Below are 20,473 nucleotides of genomic sequence, written 5' to 3' on the forward strand. Positions count from 1 at the left end.
TAATATAACCCTAATCACGGCTATTTTCAAAAATCTGAATTAATTGATAATCTTTAAAACTACCAATAACCCGATAATGTGTTGCTGAACCGACTGAACTTTGTTGATAAATCCAAGCATAACTCAAAATAGGTAACTGAGAAATTGCATCTACAGTTTTTCCATAATGGGGTGTATAAAAATAAATTAATAGCGATTCTTTATCATTAAATCCTTTTCCTTTGACAAAGTTAATAGGATTTTGATGCAAAATTTTATTAATTGATTCTTGTTCGTAAAATATTCTAAATTTTGGGTTAAAATCACCTAACAAACCTAAATTACCCGCTGTAGCTATAGATAGCCAACAGCTAATTAATAACCCACCTAGCCAATAATGAGAAGTCAGAAACTTGCAGTGATAATGAAAATTACCTATCCAGATTAATGGCACAATCAAGCTACTAAAACCAGAATATATCAACAAAATTGCATATTTGTGAATATCCACCTCACCCCAAACTAAAATACCTGTTCCTACTCCGACTAAAATTATTCCTAATATTCCCCAAGCATAGCTAATATTTCTCGGTAAATAAACCATCTGATTAGATGAAAATTGATCAGCAAATCTTTTTTGATAGATTTTTCCTAACCAATCTAAAGCCACCGCAGCTAGAAAAGCAATAAATGGATAAATGCCAAGACTATAATGAGAGAAACGAGTTGAAAATATACTAATTTCAATAAATAAGATCATGGGAAATCCGATTAATATTAATGGATATTTAGAAAGTGAACGCCGAATTACTAAGACTAAACCTAATAAACTAAAAAATAGCCAAGGAAAAGATTTTAAAGCTAGATTCCACACATAAAATAAAATGCCATTATTATGTTGTTCATGACTACCTAATTCTATGACAAATCCTAATAAAGCCCTAATACTATCGCTACCATAACGCAACCAACTAAAATAAAGCCAAATTAAGGTAGGAATTAAACCCACTAAAAACCCTAAATACAACATGGGGTTAGTTAAATGACGATGACGGCGATGATCTATAATTAAATAAGGTAATAATGCCAACATTGGCAAAAGAATCATTAAGCTTCTCATCAAAAAGCCTAAGCCAAAACTTAACCCGGTAATAAAACCATAAAAATGTCGGTTTTGAATATCTATGTCAGATTTTAATAGTGATAAAATTCCTATAAATACTAATAATATAGTTGGTAAATCTGGTGTAGATATCCGAGAATATTGTACCCACAGGAATTCTACGCTTAAAATCATCATTCCCAGAAATGCTAATTCTCGAGATAAGAGAATTTTCCCAACTTGATAAATAACAAATATACTCAAAATCCCAGCAATCATTGTTGGGATTCGCGCAGTTGTATCACTCACGCCAAATAGCTGATAAAAAATAGCAATCAACCAATAAAAACCAGGTGTTTTATGATGAGGATTACCCCAAGGAGATACCCAGTCCCCAGTTTCAAACATTTGTCTGGCTCTCAAAGCATAAAGTGTTTCATCATGAGCCATGAGACTGGTTTCCCCAGAAGTAAATAGTAATAAAGGGAGTAGCCAAACTAACAATTTGCAATATGGTAATTGCCAAAATAGCCGAATTAATTGTAAAATAGCGATAATTAGAGGTGATTTTAAAAACATTTATGAATACTCTAAATCTAGCATTTACTCAAAAAAAAAGAATTTAAGTTAGGATAATAACTTATCAATTAGAATACTAGTCAAAATTATCCAATCGGGTAAAAAAGATATTTATGCTACTGCAACCAAATCAACGCATTAAGTTAGATGACTCGGATGATCAGTTATTCTATAGTTACCCTCGCTTTGTCACTCATGTAGATGAGGGTTTTATTCAACAATTAACTGATTTATATAGTCAGCGATTGCAAGCAAATATACGTATTATTGATCTAATGAGTAGCTGGGTATCGCATCTACCCAAAGATATAGATTTTGCTCATGTAGAAGGACATGGACTCAATGCCGAGGAACTAGCCCGAAATCCGCAGTTAAATCATTACTTTGTCCAAAATATCAACACAAATCCCCAGTTACCTTTCCCAGATCAAGACTTTGATGCTGTTATTAACTGTGTTTCTGTACAATATATCCAATATCCAGAGGCTGTATTTTCAGAAATACACCGCATTCTTAAACCTGGTGGGATAGCAATTATTAGTTTTTCTAACCGGATGTTTTTTCAAAAGGCTATTCAAGCCTGGCGAGACGGTTCAGAAACTTTTAGAGTAGAATTGGTCAAGGGATACTTTACCTCAGTCCCAGGATTTACAACCCCAGAAGTGATTTGCTCAACGTCAACAACACCAAGTTTCTTACAGTGGTTGGGAGTAGCAGGAGGAGATCCTTTGTATGCGGTGATAGCTCAACGTCTTCTGTAGTATTGTACTACAAAAATAGCCAAATACTTTGTGATTATCAATACCTCCAATAATTATTTAGAAGTAAATTTTCTAATTTGTCGGTGACAAAATAGTTGATAATTGCCTCACAAGCTCAAGTATCAAGGAGAAGCCAAAAATGGTGAAAAATAATGGGCGGAGAGTTTTAGCTGCTGTATTACTATCAATTGTATTACTGACGACAGCTTGCTCAACAAAAGCACCTAGTCGTTTCGATCAAGTACAACAGGCAAGTACCAAGCAAAAAAGCGGACAAGCTGTTACTAAAAATGCGACTCAGGGTAGTAAGTTAAATAGCTTTTTCCCCAGTGGTGGAGATGGCTATGATCGTGTCTATACTCAAGAGAAAAAAGGCTTTTCTGAAGCAAACTTGAAAAAGGCTGGCCAAGTAGTTGCTCAACTGGCTATTTCTGATACTAGTAGCATACCGGGAGCAGCCGCTAAATTTGCTAACAGCACCGAGAAAATAGGCGGTTATCCTTCAGTAAAAGTTGGTAACACCCAAACTTCTGTTTTAGTGAACAAGTATCAAGTTAAGGTTATTTCTAAAAGTCCATCATTTACGTCAAGCGATCGCGCAGCATGGATAGAGAAGTTTAATCTTGATGGTTTAGCAAACTTAAAATAGTTAGCTAATGCCTGTTTCTAATTATTTCATGTAGGTTAGTAATGGGAAGAATTCTGATCTTTTCCCTAACAAACAATTGGCGTTAATACAAAACATAAATAAGGAGACTTTTGTGAGTAAAGCAATTTTCGAGTTAGTTGATGAACTTCCTACCAGTGGCTTAACAATTTCTCTATTAAATGCTTTAGATTTTATTGCTCCTGGTGAATGGCAAAATACAGTTGGTTTTGTGAATACCATTAAAACCGTTACTGGTGAAACTGACGAAGACTTAATTCAACAAATTGGTGAAAGAGCCATTTATCTATTTAACGACAAATCCCAAGGATATCAGACCGCTCTCTGGCTTTATCAAACTGTTGATGGTACAGATAAGGCTTTGGGTGCAGCAGCTTTAGCTAATAAAGTCGGTGAAGCAATTCCCCTCTTCGGTTTTTTAAACTCTCTTACTCCCAAACCAGACAAAGCTCAAACTATCGATCTGAGTTTAAAAATAGTTGCTGAATTAATTGCTTTTTGTCAAATAAATGGCATTCCTGGAGATAGTATTGGTGATTTTGTTGCCGCGTTAGGTGAGTATGGTGGAGAGTCACTAATCCGCATGGTGGCGTTAATTTGTGTTGATGGTTTAATTCCCCTTGGACCAAATTTCATTGATAAATCATTATCAATGGTCAGTCAACTGAATCCCCAAGAGTTACAACAAAATGCAGCTTTCCGAACCATCCAAGATACAATTCCTGGTGATGGTGTTGGCGGTAAAATAGACTTTATTGGTAATAGTCTAGATGGAGTTAAGGGTTGGATGAATGGTATTGTTACAGCCAATGCTTTAACAGCCCAATCAGTCTTAGGACATTGCAAAGGTTTTCTCGACTTTGCTGATGATAAGTTGGACTATGTAGCCGCATTCCTAGATGTGTCTACAAATTACTATGAACACACAGGAACGCAAACTTTAGCACGACGTTTAATTGAACGAGCAATAGCTGAAATTTAGCAATTAATTTAGTTTGAAAACAAGTGAGAGGTGAATTAACCCCACCCCTCACTAATATTAAAATCATTGTCTGAATCAGGATGTCCACCGATTAGAGGATTAACAGGATTTTTCATAAATATTTATCTGGGAATATTTCAGGTTTTTAAGATGAGTTTTTTTCTACATCCTGAACATCCTTAAATCGGTGGATATCCTGATTCTGACAGTAGGGATTTTAGGTACAGAGCAGGTAAACTACCAGAAGTGGAATATGTAGAGGGATGTAGTTAAAGATGAGTTTTTTTCTTTCTTCATCCTGAAAATGCTTAATTGTCTGAATCAGGATACCCAGGATTGGAGGATTTACAGGATTTTATATAAATATTGATTTGAGAATATTTCAGATTTTTAAGATGAGTTTTTTTCTACATCCTGAACATCCTTAAATCGGTGGATATCCTGATTCTGACAGTAGGGATTTACGCAACGACCAAAACTATCGCATTGTTTTTGAAACTGATGGTCAGCGTGTAATTAGGTACAGAGCAGGTAAACTACCAGAAGTGGAATATGTTGAAGGATGCAGTTAAGTTTATTTTTAGTAAAATAGACTGGTAAAGTGTAAAAGGAAATTAGATTATGTCATCTCCAGCAATTACTACTGTAATTAAAATGATGGAATCTTTACCTAAAGATTTACAAGATACAATTGCAGAACATCTTAGAGAATATCTGGAAGGTTTGCAAACTAAAAAACAATTTCTGATGATTATAGGTACTCTAGAAGATGACAAAAGCAAGTTTTTGGAAAAACTCGCAAAACCAATGGATAAAAAACCAAGTCTTTCGGAATCTATAGCACAATTTCGGCAGGAATTAATAGACGAAGAAATAGAAATTAACCCTGATGAAGTTTGGGGAAATATCCGTGATTATGTTCCAGGACGTGAGGTAATTTGGTGATTCGCTTTTTATTAGATACTAACATTATATCTGAGCCTGTACGATTACAACCCAACCCAGGAGTTATTAACAAATTAAAAGAACATGAATTTGAAATTGCTATGGCATCTGTAACATGGCATGAGCTATTATTTGGTTGTTATCGTTTACCAGTTTCTAAAAAAAGAAGTAAAATTGAGCAGTATTTAAAAGATACAATTCAACCAAAGATTCCGATTTTATACTATGATGATTTAGCTGCTGAATGGTTTGCCAAAGAAAGATCACGACTGGTAGCATTAGGAAAAACTCCTGGATATCCAGATGGACAAATTGCAGCGATATCGAAGATAAATAATTTAACTTTGGTGACAAATAATATTTCAGATTTCATTGATTTTCAAGATATTCAGGTTGAGAATTGGTTTATTTAGATTACAAAGATTCTTTGTCAGAATCAGGATGCTCAGGATTAAAGGATTTACAGGATTTTGTATAAATATTTATCTGGGAATATTTCAGATTTTAAAGGTTTGTTTTTTTCTACATCCTGAAAATCCTTAATTGTCTGAATCAGGATGTCCAGGATTAGAGGATTTACAGGATTTTATATGAATATTTATCTGGGGATATTTCAGGTTTTTAAGATGAGTTTTTTCTTCATCCTGTACATCCTTAAATCCTGGAAATCCTGATTCAGACAATAGGGTGTGTAAGCATTGCGTAACGCACCAAATTTGATTAAATTTAATCTCATGAATTAATGTGCGTTACGTCCCATTCATAATTTAATGTATATTTCATAATATTTTCGCGCTCCTAACGCACCCTATGAACTTGATTTTTTGAAATATAGTTGTTTTGCTTATCTCTTTTCTTTCCGCCAATTTTCTAAAGCAATTATTAAAAAAGATGCAGATGAATGATTAAGAAATTTTGCCAAATCAGTAGTACCACATTGTCTGATCACATTCATAATTTCCTGCTTTAAGTTGGAATTATTTTCTATATATTCAATACTTTTAGCTGCTATTATCATTATTTCAGTAGTTGTATTAATTGAGTTCAACGTGCTTATCTCTTCTAAGATTTTCTGGATTTTATCAGCGATTTTTGTTATTTTTTGTGTTTTCTCTCGATTTAAAATTTTATATAGTCTTTCAATTTCTTTACCAATTTGCTTTAATTCTGTATAACCTTGATTTCTGAAATTAAACAAACTCAGAATTATATCTGAAGTATATTTACAAATTTCTGATAATTCTGGTGCAGTAATACCTTGCCTGAATCCACTATGAATTATGTCTGAACGTTTCTGATAAAGCTCAGAAATTCTTTTAGACATAGTAATAATTATATGTTCAGTAACTTCAATAACATCATAACTACTAAAAAATGCTCGTGTAATTGAAATTCCTTTACACAAGGTACGAGTAGTATCTATTTTTGTGTAGGAGAAGATAGCCTCAAGAGCAGTCCAATATTTTAAAAATGCAATATCGTGGTCGAATTCATTTTGTGCTTCTCCAGCCCAGTATATGGCAGTTATAATACTTCCTTCTAATTCGCTAACTTGTTCCTTATTTAAAAGACTTTTAAATTCATTTAAAAAAACTTTTTCTTCTAGATCATTAAGCAGCTTTTTATTAATAGTAAGTTCCTGTAAACTTCTTCTTCCTCTACCTCTTGCATAACCTGTTATATTATTGGTAACTTCTTGGTATAGCCAATATTCAGTTTGAGTATAAGCTTCAGAAGAAATATTTATTTTTATCATATTTCTGTAAATATTTTCATGTGTCATAACACATATTACATACCTAAAATAATTTATTAATTCTTTAGACTTAGACCTTGCGATTTCCTCAGCTTTATCTGAATCTCCAAAAGCTGAATATATCATCACTACTTTATTCAAAAAATTATCTTCAATATTTTTTCTCTGATGTTCAGCATATGAAGGATCAATGATACTACTTTTTTGATAAAATTCATCTGTTAGCTCATGATCAAACTTGACTATCTTGATATTTCCAAAAGATATTTGATTTACTTCTTCTAACTCTAATCCGTTTAAAATAAAAAAGAAGTTAATTTCTTTGATTTGGTCGGATATGCGAGAAAAAATTGCTGTAGTTACATCCTTAAAATTTCTCTTTTTGATACTTTTACTAAGGTTACTTATTTCCAACTCAAGTTCTATTTTTATGGCTTTGTAAATAGTATTGTAAGTTGCTATATCTTCTATTTTTTTACTAGAATAAATAGTTTTAAAGTAAAAATAATCAATAAATTTGTGTAGTTCTTTAACTACTTCATCATTGAACATCCATATTTGGGAGTCAACTTTTAAATGGGGAGACTTAAAAGATTTTGCTTGTTCTTCAAGCGTTGAAGCAATACAATAATTTTTTTGTTTAATTAAAGTATTCCACGTTAGATTAATTGTTTTTTCAATTTTTGGGTCTACAAATTTGAATTCCATACTACTACCTAAGCTGTGGGTATTCACACTATCTGTCATCAAATTCTTCAAAGTCAATACTACTCAACAAATATAATTCGCCAGGGCTTCTTAATTATTCATTGAAACAAAGATTCCAAATCTCGATAACCACTAACTACACGCACAATTTCAATTCCACTATTAATAATTCGATAAAGAATAACGTAACCATCCAAAGGAACACCCCGCAAATCAACCCTAATATTTTCATAGCTACGCCCCATATTAGGGAAATTAGCTAAATACTTACACTTGGTTTCAAACTCATCAACAAAACGCTCTCCAGCATCAATATTTCTAGTAACAAAATAATCAATAATTTCTGATAAATCACGACTAGCTTCTGGAGAAATAATATGTATTTTCATGCTTATCACTCTCTCGCTTGACGCAACTTATCCCGCAATTGTGAAATCACAACTTCCCCATTAATACCTTCACCTCTATTTAATTGTTCAATGGCAACATCCACCTTTTCCCGTGTTTCGTCCACCCAATTCTGATAACCCTTATCCCACTCCAAAAGCAATTTTAACGCCTTACTAATTACATCTTCAGGATTTGTATATCTACCTGTTGCAATTTGCGCTTGAATAATTTGTTCTAATTCCGGTTTAATTTGGATATTCATAACTTTACCTTTTTATACTAATTGCTCAAAATCTGGAAGAGAAAAACCTTTCCACTTTAAAAGTGCATAGGCATAAGCTTTTTTCAACATTAAATAATCAGCACTCACTCGCAGAGATTTCAACAATAATCTATCAGATTCACTTAATTGATTATTTTGATTTTTTTCTAACAGTTGAAAATGTAATTCTTGCTGACTTTCTGGAACTTGACTTTGAGCAATAGTTAATAAATCTTCAATCATAAGATCACGCGGTAAGCGGGAAACCAGTCCCTTTAGGGCTGAGAGGGAAGCGACACGAGCGGTTTTAACCGCTGTGGATATTAAAATTGAAACCAGATTTTTGATTGGAACCTGGAAACCAACTCCCATTTCTGAGGTAATGTTAGCAACGACTGCGTTATAGGAAGCTCTTTAGACTTGCAACACTGTTTCAGTGACCTTAAAACTGTTTAATTGCAAATGACAGAGCAGGGAACTAGCTTCGCATTCCGGGGTGTCGTGACTCAAATAACGGCTACCCTTCGACTACGCTCAGGGTGGTCTGGTCAGTACGGCTTGCTTGATTACTCTTGCAAGTCCAGTCCGTTTAGGGCTGGGTTACTGACACATTTTTATAGTAATTTGTTTTTATTATAACTTATTATTTATTTTTGATAACCGAAATGCCACCGATAACACCTCAAAAACAGCCTTACTTCGTGTTACCCATAAGTATTAAGTTGACAGGAAATCCTATCAGGATTTCCAGTTTTAATCACTATGATTAAAAATCTATCTCTTGAAGCGAGAACGTTGTTGACGGCGTTGCTTGTGTCTAGCGATCGCTTTACGTTTTTCTTTTTCTAAAGGTGTCTCAAAGTGACGCTTTTTCCGCATATCTTGGAAAATTCCCGCTTTAGAAACTTCCCGCTTAAATCTTCGTAATGCTGACTCAATACCTTCATTTTCGCCTAATACCACTTGTGTCATTCCTATTCCTCCCTATTTTGAATTAATATTTGATTGAGAACCTAGAGTGAAAATAAAATATTCCAGCAGTAATTAGTCTGAGACTATATCTGCTAGATACTCTACATTTTAATTTTTTTAAACAGACTTAATAGCGACGATTACCGCTACCGCTGCGATCGCAATCTCCCAAACCAGAGAGTGTAGAGAGTTAGATTCGGAGAGACGTATTTAAAAAATCTTAAAACGACTTATTCAACCGAAAATAATCTTTGATATCCCCAACTATAGCACTACACGAAGACATTGACCCATAATGGGCAAAAATTTCCCAAAAGGATTTCCAGCATCGCTAGGGAACCTTCTCTGAATCAATGCTGTTTTAGTGGGAGACAAACCGTGTGAGAATGCTTTGTGCTTCTTGACACAGTAACTCATGATTTTGATCATTGCTCGCCAGTAATTCCCCCCATTGATGAATGTCGCCGGTGTTATATGTTAAGGGCGTGCAGTCAAAATGGGTAAATTTGCCACCTGCTTCCGTCAGAATTAGTTCGGGAGCGGCCATATCCCAGTCTTTAGGTGCGGATTTACCAGAAAGGGAAATGTAAACATCTGCTTGCTGTTCAACTATCGCGGCAATTTTGCAACCGACGCTACCAATTGCTTTTTGATTTTGACAGGGCAAGTGCTGCAATAAATATTCTAACCGATCATTGCGGTGTGAGCGACTAACAACCAAAATTAGATCTTGGATCTTTTTGTTTGAGTCAACTCGCACAGGTACAGAACCAGTTGCAGTTTCGATAAAAGTCCCACTGCCTCTAGTGGCATAATACAACTTTTGTGCCTCTGGAACTGCCACCACGGCTAACATTGTCTGTGTTCCTTGCACTAAGGCAATATGAATTGCATATTCCCCAGTTTTGCTGATAAAGTCTCTTGTCCCATCTAAGGGATCAATAATCCATACCCACTCAGCGGGATTTTTTCCCTGTTCTGATTTATGGGTTTCTTCGCTGATATATCCAAAGTCTTCATTGCCTAAAGCTGCTTGTAGCTGTGACAAGATATATTCACTAACAGCTAAATCAGCAACGGTGACGGGTTCATTGTCTTTGTACTTGATATCTAAATTTGGTGCAGCGGCAGTACCGTGATAATAAGAACTGAGTAAACTGGCTGCACCCCAACCTACTTCCCGCGCAATTGTTAATATTTCTGATAAGTCTTTCATAAATTCATCTGATGAGAAATTTAGGTGGATTTGAATTGCTGCCAATGACGTGTACCAAAATGTTGACAAGCTTCCGCAGCAGTATTCCCCGCTAATGCTAATGCTTCTCTAAAATTTGTCTCAAGGATATAGTGACAAAAAGCACCGTGAAAAATATCTCCTGCTCCTAGTGTATCAACTGGCTGTATTTTTGGCACATTTACCACACCAAACTGACCGCAAGTTAAGTATTGTATGGGGTTTTCTCCGTGAGTAATGGCAATGTGAGGAATGTGAAAATTTTGCAAATAGGCAAAAACATCTTGCTGATTTTGGCAGTTGGGGGGATAAAAATTAGCAGAACAAATAGCATAATTTACAAAGGGTAAGATCTCCTCAAATCCTGGTTTCCAACTTCCACCATCAATGACAACGGGAATATTCTGGGTTTTAGCAGTTTGGACAATAATTTTACTCACTGCCATTTGATGTCCATCAATTAAGACAATATCAATATTTTCTAAAATATTTGCGGGGATAGAGGTAATATTTGCCTGAGTTTTGATGGCATTAAGAGAAATTACTGCTCTTTCACCTGTAGTTTGAGTAACAATAATTGAAGAAACAGGAGGTGGTGTATCCCGATGAGAGTCTAAGTCAATAATAGCAACTTGGTAATTCTCTAAATCGCTACAAATTAGCTGTGTCATGGGGTGAGAACCTAATACACCTAAGATTGTAGCTTGGTTGCCTAAATGGCTGAAGGTGACAGCGGCGTTTGTAGCTGGTCCTCCTGCTGCTACAGTATAGTTAGTGGCAACGAGTTTTTGATTATTTTGGGGGGGAGAGTCAGCTAGATAAATTAGATCTAAGGTAATTAAACCGACAAATAAGGCAGAATTGATCATTGGTCTGTAGTGAACTTGAGTAAAATTATTCAGTAAATTATCGAAAATTTTATGAATCTAAATAGATATGATCATGATTTTTATGCTTGGACACAGGAACAAGCGCAACTGTTGAGAACGGGAAAATTTAACCAAATTGATTTTGATCATATTGCTGAAGAAATTGAAGACATGGGACGCTCTGAAAAACGGGAATTAGAAAGCAGATTAGAGGTATTACTTATGCACTTACTTAAATGGCAATTTCAGCCTAACTTACGTTCCCGCAGTTGGCAATTAACTATCAAGGAGCAACGGCTACGTTTAGAAAAACTTCTTGCAGAAAATCCCAGTCTTAAATCGTTTTTAGCTGATTCTTTAGAAAAAATTTATCAACTTGCAACTATTAGTGCTGAACGAGAAACCGGATTATCTTATTTTCCTCAAATATGTCCTTATAGTTTAACAGAAATTTTTACTCCTGAGTTTTTGCCGACTGAAGAAGCTGGAAATTTCAATAAATAATGTTAAGTAAATTCATGTTTTCTCTGTTCGTTAAATTCTTTAATCCGTGTTCAAATTAATATGCAAACTGAACCAAAACCAGGCACACTTTATATTGTCGCTACACCCATTGGCAACCTAGAAGATATGACTTTTAGGGCAGTGCGAATTTTGCAAGCAGTGGATATGATTGCAGCCGAAGATACACGTCATACAGGCAGATTACTTCAACATTTTCAAGTGAAGACTCCCCAAATTAGTTACCATGAACATAATAGTCATAGTCGCGTTCCTGAGTTATTAGAGCATTTACAATATGGTAAAGCGATCGCGTTGGTAAGTGATGCGGGAATGCCAGGAATTTCTGACCCAGGATATGAGTTAATTAAGGCTTGTATTGATGACGGTATAACTGTTGTGCCTATTCCCGGTGCAAGTGCTGTAATTACGGCTTTGAGTGCGGCTGGATTACCCACAGATAGGTTTATTTTCGATGGTTTTTTACCAGTGAAAAGCCAACAACGCAAGCAATATTTAGAATCTTTACAAGGGGAATCTCGAACTTTAGTTTTTTATGAATCACCCCACAGATTACGAGATACTTTAGCAGATTTGGGGGAAGTTTTAGGAAGCGATCGCCAATTAGTTATAGCCCGAGAACTAACTAAATTGTATGAGGAATTTTGGAGAGGAACAGTGGGGGATGCGATCGCTGATTATACCCAAAGAGAACCACAGGGAGAATATACGCTTTTAGTAGCAGGAAATCCACCCAGCCAAATCCAACTCACAGAAACGGAACTAAAAACTGAGTTATTACAAATAATGCAGCAGGGGATTTCCCGTTCCCAAGCTAGTCGTCAGTTAGCAAAAGATACTTCTTTATCTCGTCGCTATCTGTATCAACTAGCTTTGGCAATTGAAATTAATCCTGAATCTGGAATGATTACACAATCTGAGTAAAGTTCAGTTTTACGATGATGTCGTTATCATCGAAATCACCGCCATTTGGTAGATCTGCAAAACCCAAAGGATTATTTCCCAATAAACGAATGTGATCAACACCATCACTATTTAGGGTTTGCTGAAAAAGTCTTCTCGTAAGGACTAGGAGTCAGGAGTCAGGAAGAAGAAGGAAGAAGAAGAAAGAAGGAAGAAGAAGAAAGAAGGAAGAAGAAGAAAGAAGGAAGAAGAAGAAAGAAGGAAGAAGAAGAAAGAAGGAAGAAGAAGAAAGAAGGAAGAAGAAGAAAGAAGGAAGAAGAAGAAAGAAGGAAGAAGAAGAAAGAAGGAAGAAGGAAGAGAAGGTTGGACAATTAGTCCTCAAATTTACGCGATTATTTTTGATGAAAATGCAAGGGTTTTAAACATCTATTGTCAATAATCTTGCACTTGTTTGGTTATAAAACCCTGCAAACCTTTATCTATCAACCCTTTTGCTTTCTTTTATGCAAACCCTATTTACACCCAAATATGGGAAATAAACTTGAGGATCATTATTAACATTTGTACGGTATTTTACAATGCGGAATCCAAGTTTAATGATATATACTGTATAAAAATCGTCCTTAAAATTACCATGCAAGTCTGGACACGTAACACCCAACTACAAAACGGACAGTATATTATTCAAAAAGTCATCGGTGGTGGTTTCTCTTAGGTTTAGGAGGTTTGGGCGGTGGACAGGGTTGGGTAGAAGTCTTCTGTCGCCTCCATGCTTGTACATTGTCAGAGAATTAAGGAAAATTTTCCCATGCTTGAGCAACCAACTGACTTAACCAGCGTCTTTGTTGTCTATCTAACATTGGGTCATCCGCTAACACCTGGGTAGTTAATTGATCTAGAGACTGACCCTGAGCGCGCACAACTTTAACTACACCAGCAATTACCGCAGCCACTAATTCTTCATCAACTGGCTGTTTTCTTAGTGCAGATATTTCTTGGGGACTGTCTGGGATAGGATAATTCATGGCATGGGTTTATGAAATTTACAACATGAACAATAAACTTGATAAATCATTAAAATTCTTTATGGAATCTTTATGAAGCTAATTAGCGCAGAGTTTAACCCAATTTCTGCTTTTTTTTAATCTGTCTGAGTGAGTAGATTCATTATGAGATATCAGAACAATATGCAAGAACTTCTTTATTTAGAAATTCCTACATCCGATACAGTGTCCGTCCGCAAATGGCTACAAACAGATTTTGTTGTTGAAAATGGGCAAAAATTAATCACCCCAGATGGTTTTCGGTTGAGAAGCGCGGTTAAAAATACGAGTTCTGGTGGTGGAGAACTTTCTGTATTTGTGTGGTCGGTGCAGCGGACAACTTACCTAAAAGTATTCCGTTGGGGAGATCAATCTTTTCCGCAGGAGGGACGCATTCTCCAATATCTGAAGCAGGAAATTAGAAGTCGCTTTCCCAATTGCTACCCAGAACTACCTGTGATTGATGCCCAAAAATCAATTTTCGCAGAGCTAGAACCATATTACCCTCTAACTGTCAAGTATTTTCAGAAAATGCCTAATGGGGAATATGACCTGAAGCGGGCTTACTGGTGGGAGCAAAGGTGGCGAGAAGGGGTGAGAAATCCGCAAAAGCCGCGTCAAGTGGTATTTTATCAAGGGAATAGTCAGGAAACATCTCCTTTCCTCTCCCCTACTGCTAGTCCTCAGTATGACCTCATCTATATTGGTGGTGCTTTGGGGTCAATTCATGCCGCAGTCATGGCTAAATTGGGCTATAAGGTGCTGTTGGTGGAAAGATTGCCTTTTGGTAAAATGAACCGAGAATGGAATATTTCTCGTGATGAAATCCAAAGTTTAATCAATTTGGGTTTGTTGACAAATGCTGAATTAGCAGAAATTATTGCCAGGGAGTATAAGGACGGTTTCAATAAGTTTTTTGATGGTAATAATCCGTCTAAGTTAAAATCGTCTGTTCTTCATACTCCCACTGTCCTGAATATAGCTTTAGATTCGGAAAAGTTATTGGCATTATGTGGGCAAAAACTTAAAGCTGCTGGTGGTGATATTTGGGATGAAACGGAATTTTCTCAAGTGAATATTAGTGATACACAAGTGAGGATTAATGTTAAACATTTACCTACGGGTAATGAACAGGAAGTTAGTGGACGCTTATTAATAGATGCAATGGGAACGGCTTCACCGATTGCTTGGCAATTAAATGGTGGTAGGGCTTTTGATAGTGTTTGTCCAACGGTGGGAGCAGTGATTGAAAAGGGATTTGAGCCTGGGGTTTGGGATTCTGAATATGGGGATGTTCTCTACAGTCATGGGGATATTTCCAGAGGCAGACAGTTGATTTGGGAGTTGTTTCCTGGTGCGGGGGAAGAATTAACTATTTATCTATTTCACTATCATGAGGTAAATGAGAAAAATCCTGGTTCTTTATTGGAGATGTATGAGGACTTTTTCACGATTTTACCGGAGTATCGGCGTTGTGATCTAGATAAATTAGTGTGGAAAAAACCCACTTTTGGCTATATACCAGGACATTTTAGCGCGGATAGTAGCGATCGCACAATTGCGGTTGATAGATTAATTTCCATTGGTGATGCTGCTTCTCTACAATCTCCTCTAGTTTTTACTGGTTTTGGGTCTTTAGTCCGCAATTTAGACAGATTAACCACTTTGTTAAATACTGCTCTGAAACATGATTTATTGAGTCAACAGCACTTAAATAAAATTCGTGCTTACCAAAGTAATGTGGCTGTAATGTGGTTATTTTCTAAGGGAATGATGGTTCCCACTGGTAAATTTATTGCCCCACAACTAGTAAATTCAATGCTGAATACTTTCTTTGGGTTATTAACAGATGAAACCCCGGAAGTTACCGATAATTTCATTAAGGATCGTTGTGATTGGTTTACTTTTAACCGTCTAGCTTTGAAAGCAGCTATTAAAAATCCGGCTTTATTATTGTGGATTTGGCAATTAGCTGGTTGGCGAGATTTATTGCGTTGGGTTGGTAATTATGTTAGCTTTGCTCGTCATGCTTTAGTTAGTGTGATTTTGGGGGCATGGTTTCCACAGTTCTTGAAATGGAATCAATCTTGGTTAGAAAATCGCTTTCCTGGATTATGGTTGCAATTGTTAGTAATTAACTATGCAATTACTACAGGTAGACCACGATTACCGCCAGCATTGCGTTAGTTTCATCTATTATTAAATAATTGGGGATTTTGGAGTTATAAAACTTCTAAAATCCTTAATTTCACATTCAATTACTGAAGATATTCTCCATAGGAACGCAGCCTTTCTGCTTGTTCATTCCAAACAGTAACTAAAGTTGGTAACTCGGCACTTGCTAAATTTCCCCAATTTGATTTTACAGCGGTTTGCGCTCTTATGAGGTACATCTTAGCCCCCTCCCCGCAAGCGGGGAGGGGGTTGGGGGTGGGGTTCATGTACCTCATAACATCGGGAAGTGCTGTATCTATCTTAAAAACTACTTCCTCCGACTCCAATAAAATGGTTTACGCTGATGATGCCCTACTGCTAAAATGCGAATTTCTTCCCCTTCCAAAACACGATACAAAAGAGAATATGGAAACTTTGGTAAAATTAACCGCCGAATAGAACCGCGAATTTTTGCCCCAATTTCTGGGTAATATATCAAACAATTTACAGCCTGTTCTACCGCTTCTAAATATTCCAAACCAAGACCTGTTTTTTGCTCCTCATAATAAGTTGCAGCCTCAGTTAATTCTTGTTCGGCTAGTGGATTAAATATAACAATCTTCATTGTAAAGATGCACGCAATTTATTAAATACTTCTTGAGATGAAATACCAGCAACTTTACCATTACTCATATCCTCATCCCGTAATTCTGCTTCTTGTATCCATTCCTCTGCAACTTGTTGATCAATTTCTCCAACTTGTCCTAAATGTTCAATCAGACGAGCTACTAATAATGCCAGAGAATCATTTGGTAAAGCCAGGACTTGAGCTTCTAATTGTTCAATAGTCATAAATTATCCCATCTCCCTATAGTAAACTAATCATACATTAAGGCTTATTTTAACTATAGCAACTTAGAGGATGTTTTAAAAGTCCTTGGTTATGTATCCAAAATCCTGAGATCCCCCTAAATCCCCCTTAAAAAGGGGGACTTTGACTCTAGTTCCCCCCTTATTCAAGCTACGGTGTACACACATCTCTAGACAGGATGCTAAACGTGATCCGATCCCCCTAAATCCCCCTTAAAAAGCTATCCATTACCGGGATCTTTCTTAACATTCGATAAGAGCGATCGCTCTCAAACCCCAAACCTTAATCCTCCGTTGATGATTCTCAATAAAATAAGGGTTTTATCAAGAAGAATAAGGTACATTTTGTCAAGAGTAGGGAAATTTTCAAGCGTTGAAACCGTTGCCACATAAATGTTTCAAGATTGTTAAGAAAGATGTGGGTAATGGATAGCTTAAAAAGGGGGACTTTGAAGAATTTAGCCCCCCTTTTTAAGGGGGGTTGGGGGGATCTAAACGTTGTGGGGCAACTCTAGAAGACTTGTGTGTACACCGTAGCCTTATTCAAGGGGGGTTAGGGGGGATCTTGATACAACTTGATACTTTACAAACATCCTCTTAGAAATTAACCTAACTGCTGTTTTGTGTTGAGCTTCATCTTGATGGAGAAAACAGAGCAACCTTGATGTATCAAGTAACACAATTATATAATTATAGCTTTTTTCTACTTGAGAACCTAGAAAAATAAAGCATAATTAACCTTTATAACCATTAACCAACACAGAAAAATCACTATGAACACACAACCTATCCGCGTCGGAGTCTTAGGTTTTGGTGGACTCGGACAAGCAGCAGCAAAACTCCTCTCCAGCAAACGAGAAATGATCCTGGTTGCAGCCGCAGACCAAAAAGGCTACGCATACTCCACTGAAGGCTTAAACACCCAAGCTTGTATTACCACCTACCAAACACAAGGTACAGTCGGTTATTTAGAATCAGTTGGCACATTAAGCAATAACAGCATTCAAGACTTAATTCAAGCCACAGGTGACGCTGTAGATGGTTATTTCCTAGCTTTACCCAACCTTCCTAACGACTTTATCCCTACCGTTGCTAAAGAATTCATCAAAGCTGGTTGGAAAGGTGTCCTGGTAGATGCTATAAAACGCACCAGTGCAGTTGAACAACTATTAGCAATGAAAGACGAACTGCAATCAGCGGGAATTACTTATATGACAGGCTGTGGTGCTACCCCTGGACTATTAACCGCTGCCGCTGCATTAGCCGCGCAGAGTTACGCCGAAATTCACAATGTAGTTATTACCTTTGGTGTGGGTATTGCTAACTGGGAAGCTTACCGCGCCACCGTTCGGGAAGATATTGGCCATATGCCAGGTTATAGTGTGGAAGCTGCTAGAGCCATGACTGACGCAGAGGTAGAAGCATTACTAGATAAAACCAACGGCGTGTTAACTTTAGAAAACATGGAACACGCTGATGATGTGATGTTAGAAATTGCCGGAATATGTTCACGGGATAGAGTCACAGTAGGTGGTGTAGTTGATACCCGTAATCCCAAAAAGCCCCTGAGTACCAATGTGAAAATTACTGGACGCACCTTTGAGGGGAAAATCTCCACTCATACCTTTACATTAGGCGATGAAACCAGCATGGCGGCTAATGTCTGTGGTCCCGCCTTTGGTTATCTTAAAGCCGCTCAAGAATTGCATCAACGGGGCATTTCTGGCTTATTCACGGCTGCGGAAATTATGCCTAAATTTGTCAAATAGGTAATTGGTGATAGGTAATTGGTAATTGGAACAACTCTTATCTATTACCTATCATCTATTCTAAGGAAGAATAAGATTCTTGATATTCTTCTTCTTCCATCGTTACAGGTGTTTCCATCACAAAAGGTAATTCTGCACCAATTAAACCCCTTTGAATCCGTTCTGATGTTTGATTAAAAACTATAAACAGAGGATAAATGGTATTAGCACCTTCACTTAAAATATGACTGTGACGAGGGTGCATAATCCATTCATATTCTTTATCTAACCAAACTTGGCTTTGTCTCCATCTTCTCAATAAATCAGAAAAGTCTTCATGGGGACGATGAATAAAAATTAAAATCTCTATACCTGTTTTAATTTTCCATTCCGGGTCACATAAGATAATAGCAACATCACAAGGTAAACTTGTCGTTTGTGAAGTCCTAGTTTCCAGATCACGGATACGGACAATGGGGAGAGGGATAGTAATGACACTTTCCCCAGGACGACGGAGACTAGGAATCATCTCCCAATAGGGACGATGTTGTTTGAGGAGAGCGATCGCTGATATATGATTAGTATACTCAGCTAAACTAGTTTCATAAAGAGATTTATGTACAGTCATAATTTTGTAAAATATAAAAGTGTAAAATATGAAGAATAAAGGATTAAACTTGTTTTCTTAATCTTCATTCTTCATCTTTCAACCTTTCCTTAACCCATCTTTTCAAATACTTTGAACATTGGCAAATACATAGCCAGCAAAATTGTCCCTACCATTCCCCCCAGTACCACAATCATTAAGGGTTCTAAAACGCTAGTTAGTGATTTAACTGCCTGTTCTACTTCATCTTCATAGAAATCAGCAACTTTCATTAACATTCCATCTAGTTGACCCGTTTCCTCACCGATACTCATCATCTGAATTGCCATACTGGGAAAAACGTCTGCTTTAAGTAAAGCCACACTAATCATCCCCCCCTGTTGCACCTCTTCACGAGCAGCATCAATAGCATTAGCAATAACTTGGTTTCCTGATGTATCCCGAACAATTTCTAAACAGGTTAAAATCGGGACTCCAGAGCGAGTCAATGAACCAAAAGTTCGACTAAATCGGGCAATAGAAGATTTTTGAATCAAATCACCAAACAAAGGCACCTTCAGAGAAATACTATCGATCTGTAACCTACCAACAGGGGTTTTGTAATACTGCTTGTAGAGAAACGATAATACAATGACAATCCCAATAATCAACAAAGACCAATAACTTCGTAATATTTTACTACAGGTCATTAAGAATAGTGTCAGTGGTGGTAATTCTATGCCGATAGATGCAAAAATGTCTGCAAAAATTGGAATCAAAAAAACTGTCATCCCGACAAAGATAGCCGTCGCTAGAAAACCCACAACCACTGGATAAGACATAGCTGATTTAATTTGGTTCTGTAATCGGGCCATGTCTTCCAATAATTTAGCCAGACGATTTAAAACCTCATCTAGCACACCCCCAATTTCTCCAGCTTGTACCATACTCACATACAAACCATCAAAACAATCAGGATGTTTACGCATAGAATCCGAGAGGTTAACTCCAGTCTGAACATCGCTACAAATTTCTACTAAAGCAGCTTTAAGTTTAGGATTACTACACTGTTCAGAGAGGACACCCAAGCCTCTGACTATGGCCACACCTGCATTTACTAAAGCAGCAAATTGACGAGAAAAAATGGCTTTATCTCTGACAGAAACCTTAACAAAGGAATTCTGTATTTTTTTTAGATCAAATCGAGAAGCCAAGCTTTGAGATTCTTTTAATTCCTGAATAGCAAAACCTTGATCTCTGAGTTTAGTCCGAGCATCAGTCAAGGAATTAGAAGTAAATTTTTCTGTTCTGGATTTTCCTTGAGAGTCACGAATTTTAGCAACATAAGTAGGCATAATATTAATTGGTAATTGGTAATTGGTAATTGGTAATTAGTAAAATTTTCCCCTTGCTCCCTTCTTTTTATCAGTTTTCTATTTCC

General features: G+C 36.6%; 21 protein-coding genes and 1 pseudogene. 9 read left to right on the plus strand and 13 right to left on the minus strand.

Translation table 11 applies throughout. The features are described from left to right. Positions 1–10 precede the first annotated feature (10 nt). Positions 11–1,660, minus strand: coding sequence for a glycosyltransferase family 39 protein (locus EZY12_03705; GenBank protein QSX68807.1), 1,650 nt, complete (start codon positions 1,658–1,660; stop codon positions 11–13). 113 nt (positions 1,661–1,773) lie between these two features. Here EZY12_03705 and EZY12_03710 point away from each other — a divergent pair, with 113 nt between their 5' ends. The 5 genes from EZY12_03710 (at position 1,774) to EZY12_03730 (ending at position 5,428) form a co-directional block, all read left to right on the plus strand. Continuing rightward, positions 1,774–2,421: a class I SAM-dependent methyltransferase gene (locus EZY12_03710; GenBank protein QSX68808.1), complete on the plus strand. Its 648-nt coding sequence runs from the start codon at positions 1,774–1,776 to the stop codon at positions 2,419–2,421. A 139-nt stretch (positions 2,422–2,560) separates the two neighbouring features. Then, positions 2,561–3,070 (plus strand): hypothetical protein, encoded by a 510-nt coding sequence (locus EZY12_03715; GenBank protein ID QSX68809.1) that lies wholly within the window; start codon positions 2,561–2,563, stop codon positions 3,068–3,070. 112 nt (positions 3,071–3,182) lie between these two features. Beyond that, complete coding sequence (locus EZY12_03720) at positions 3,183–4,070, plus strand: hypothetical protein (GenBank protein ID QSX68810.1); 888 nt, start codon at positions 3,183–3,185, stop codon at positions 4,068–4,070. A gap of 621 nt (positions 4,071–4,691) precedes the next feature. After that, positions 4,692–5,015 carry a hypothetical protein gene (locus EZY12_03725; GenBank protein QSX70866.1) on the plus strand — a complete coding sequence of 108 codons (324 nt, stop codon included), beginning with the start codon at positions 4,692–4,694 and terminating at the stop codon, positions 5,013–5,015. Next, on the plus strand, positions 5,009–5,428 hold the full coding sequence (locus tag EZY12_03730; GenBank protein QSX68811.1) for a type II toxin-antitoxin system VapC family toxin: 420 nt from the start codon (positions 5,009–5,011) through the stop codon (positions 5,426–5,428). Before EZY12_03725 ends, EZY12_03730 begins: the two co-directional genes overlap by 7 nt. A 431-nt stretch (positions 5,429–5,859) precedes the next feature. Here the strand turns inward: EZY12_03730 and EZY12_03735 are convergent, their stop codons facing one another. The 7 genes and pseudogenes from EZY12_03735 to EZY12_03765 form a co-directional block, all read right to left on the minus strand. Next, positions 5,860–7,518, minus strand: coding sequence for a hypothetical protein (locus tag EZY12_03735; protein QSX68812.1), 1,659 nt, complete (start codon positions 7,516–7,518; stop codon positions 5,860–5,862). Positions 7,519–7,577: 59 nt separating this feature from the next. After that, positions 7,578–7,868 carry a type II toxin-antitoxin system RelE/ParE family toxin gene (locus EZY12_03740; GenBank protein ID QSX68813.1) on the minus strand — a complete coding sequence of 97 codons (291 nt, stop codon included), beginning with the start codon at positions 7,866–7,868 and terminating at the stop codon, positions 7,578–7,580. Between the two features lie 5 nt (positions 7,869–7,873). Further along, positions 7,874–8,131 carry a type II toxin-antitoxin system ParD family antitoxin gene (locus EZY12_03745; protein ID QSX68814.1) on the minus strand — a complete coding sequence of 86 codons (258 nt, stop codon included), beginning with the start codon at positions 8,129–8,131 and terminating at the stop codon, positions 7,874–7,876. Between the two features lie 12 nt (positions 8,132–8,143). Then, a pseudogene (locus EZY12_03750) lies at positions 8,144–8,377 on the minus strand (hypothetical protein). A 528-nt stretch (positions 8,378–8,905) separates the two neighbouring features. Further along, a complete protein-coding gene (locus EZY12_03755) occupies positions 8,906–9,103 on the minus strand; it encodes a 30S ribosomal protein S21 (GenBank protein QSX68815.1) in 198 nt (65 codons plus the stop codon). A gap of 361 nt (positions 9,104–9,464) precedes the next feature. Further along, a complete protein-coding gene (locus EZY12_03760; protein QSX68816.1) occupies positions 9,465–10,319 on the minus strand; it encodes a 3'(2'),5'-bisphosphate nucleotidase CysQ in 855 nt (284 codons plus the stop codon). A gap of 20 nt (positions 10,320–10,339) precedes the next feature. Beyond that, positions 10,340–11,206: a sugar kinase gene (locus tag EZY12_03765; GenBank protein ID QSX68817.1), complete on the minus strand. Its 867-nt coding sequence runs from the start codon at positions 11,204–11,206 to the stop codon at positions 10,340–10,342. 51 nt (positions 11,207–11,257) lie between these two features. On the opposite strand from EZY12_03765, the gene EZY12_03770 reads away from it, so the two are divergent. Further along, positions 11,258–11,710: a DUF29 domain-containing protein gene (locus EZY12_03770; protein ID QSX68818.1), complete on the plus strand. Its 453-nt coding sequence runs from the start codon at positions 11,258–11,260 to the stop codon at positions 11,708–11,710. A 60-nt stretch (positions 11,711–11,770) separates the two neighbouring features. Next, complete coding sequence (rsmI, locus tag EZY12_03775) at positions 11,771–12,652, plus strand: 16S rRNA (cytidine(1402)-2'-O)-methyltransferase (protein ID QSX68819.1); 882 nt, start codon at positions 11,771–11,773, stop codon at positions 12,650–12,652. Between the two features lie 770 nt (positions 12,653–13,422). Here the strand turns inward: rsmI and EZY12_03780 are convergent. Further along, on the minus strand, positions 13,423–13,656 hold the full coding sequence (locus EZY12_03780) for a hypothetical protein (protein ID QSX68820.1): 234 nt from the start codon (positions 13,654–13,656) through the stop codon (positions 13,423–13,425). Between the two features lie 162 nt (positions 13,657–13,818). On the opposite strand from EZY12_03780, the gene EZY12_03785 reads away from it, so the two are divergent. Next, a complete protein-coding gene (locus tag EZY12_03785) occupies positions 13,819–15,861 on the plus strand; it encodes a flavin-dependent dehydrogenase (GenBank protein QSX70500.1) in 2,043 nt (680 codons plus the stop codon). Positions 15,862–16,156: 295 nt separating this feature from the next. Here the strand turns inward: EZY12_03785 and EZY12_03790 are convergent, their stop codons facing one another. Next, complete coding sequence (locus EZY12_03790) at positions 16,157–16,453, minus strand: type II toxin-antitoxin system RelE/ParE family toxin (GenBank protein ID QSX68821.1); 297 nt, start codon at positions 16,451–16,453, stop codon at positions 16,157–16,159. After that, a complete protein-coding gene (locus tag EZY12_03795; GenBank protein QSX68822.1) occupies positions 16,450–16,680 on the minus strand; it encodes an addiction module protein in 231 nt (76 codons plus the stop codon). Before EZY12_03795 ends, EZY12_03790 begins: the two co-directional genes overlap by 4 nt. Positions 16,681–17,471: 791 nt before the next feature. On the opposite strand from EZY12_03795, the gene EZY12_03800 reads away from it, so the two are divergent. After that, positions 17,472–18,467, plus strand: coding sequence for a saccharopine dehydrogenase-like oxidoreductase (locus EZY12_03800; protein QSX68823.1), 996 nt, complete (start codon positions 17,472–17,474; stop codon positions 18,465–18,467). Between the two features lie 55 nt (positions 18,468–18,522). Here EZY12_03800 and EZY12_03805 read toward each other — a convergent pair whose 3' ends face one another. Both EZY12_03805 and EZY12_03810 read right to left on the minus strand, forming a co-directional pair. Next, positions 18,523–19,074, minus strand: coding sequence for a hypothetical protein (locus tag EZY12_03805; GenBank protein ID QSX68824.1), 552 nt, complete (start codon positions 19,072–19,074; stop codon positions 18,523–18,525). Between the two features lie 89 nt (positions 19,075–19,163). After that, positions 19,164–20,387, minus strand: a complete 1,224-nt coding sequence (locus tag EZY12_03810; GenBank protein QSX68825.1) for a type II secretion system F family protein — start codon at positions 20,385–20,387, stop codon at positions 19,164–19,166. Positions 20,388–20,473: the final 86 nt, after the last annotated feature.

The sequence above is a fragment of the Dolichospermum sp. DET69 genome, from assembly GCA_017355425.1.
Classification (GTDB): Bacteria; Cyanobacteriota; Cyanobacteriia; order Cyanobacteriales; family Nostocaceae; genus Dolichospermum.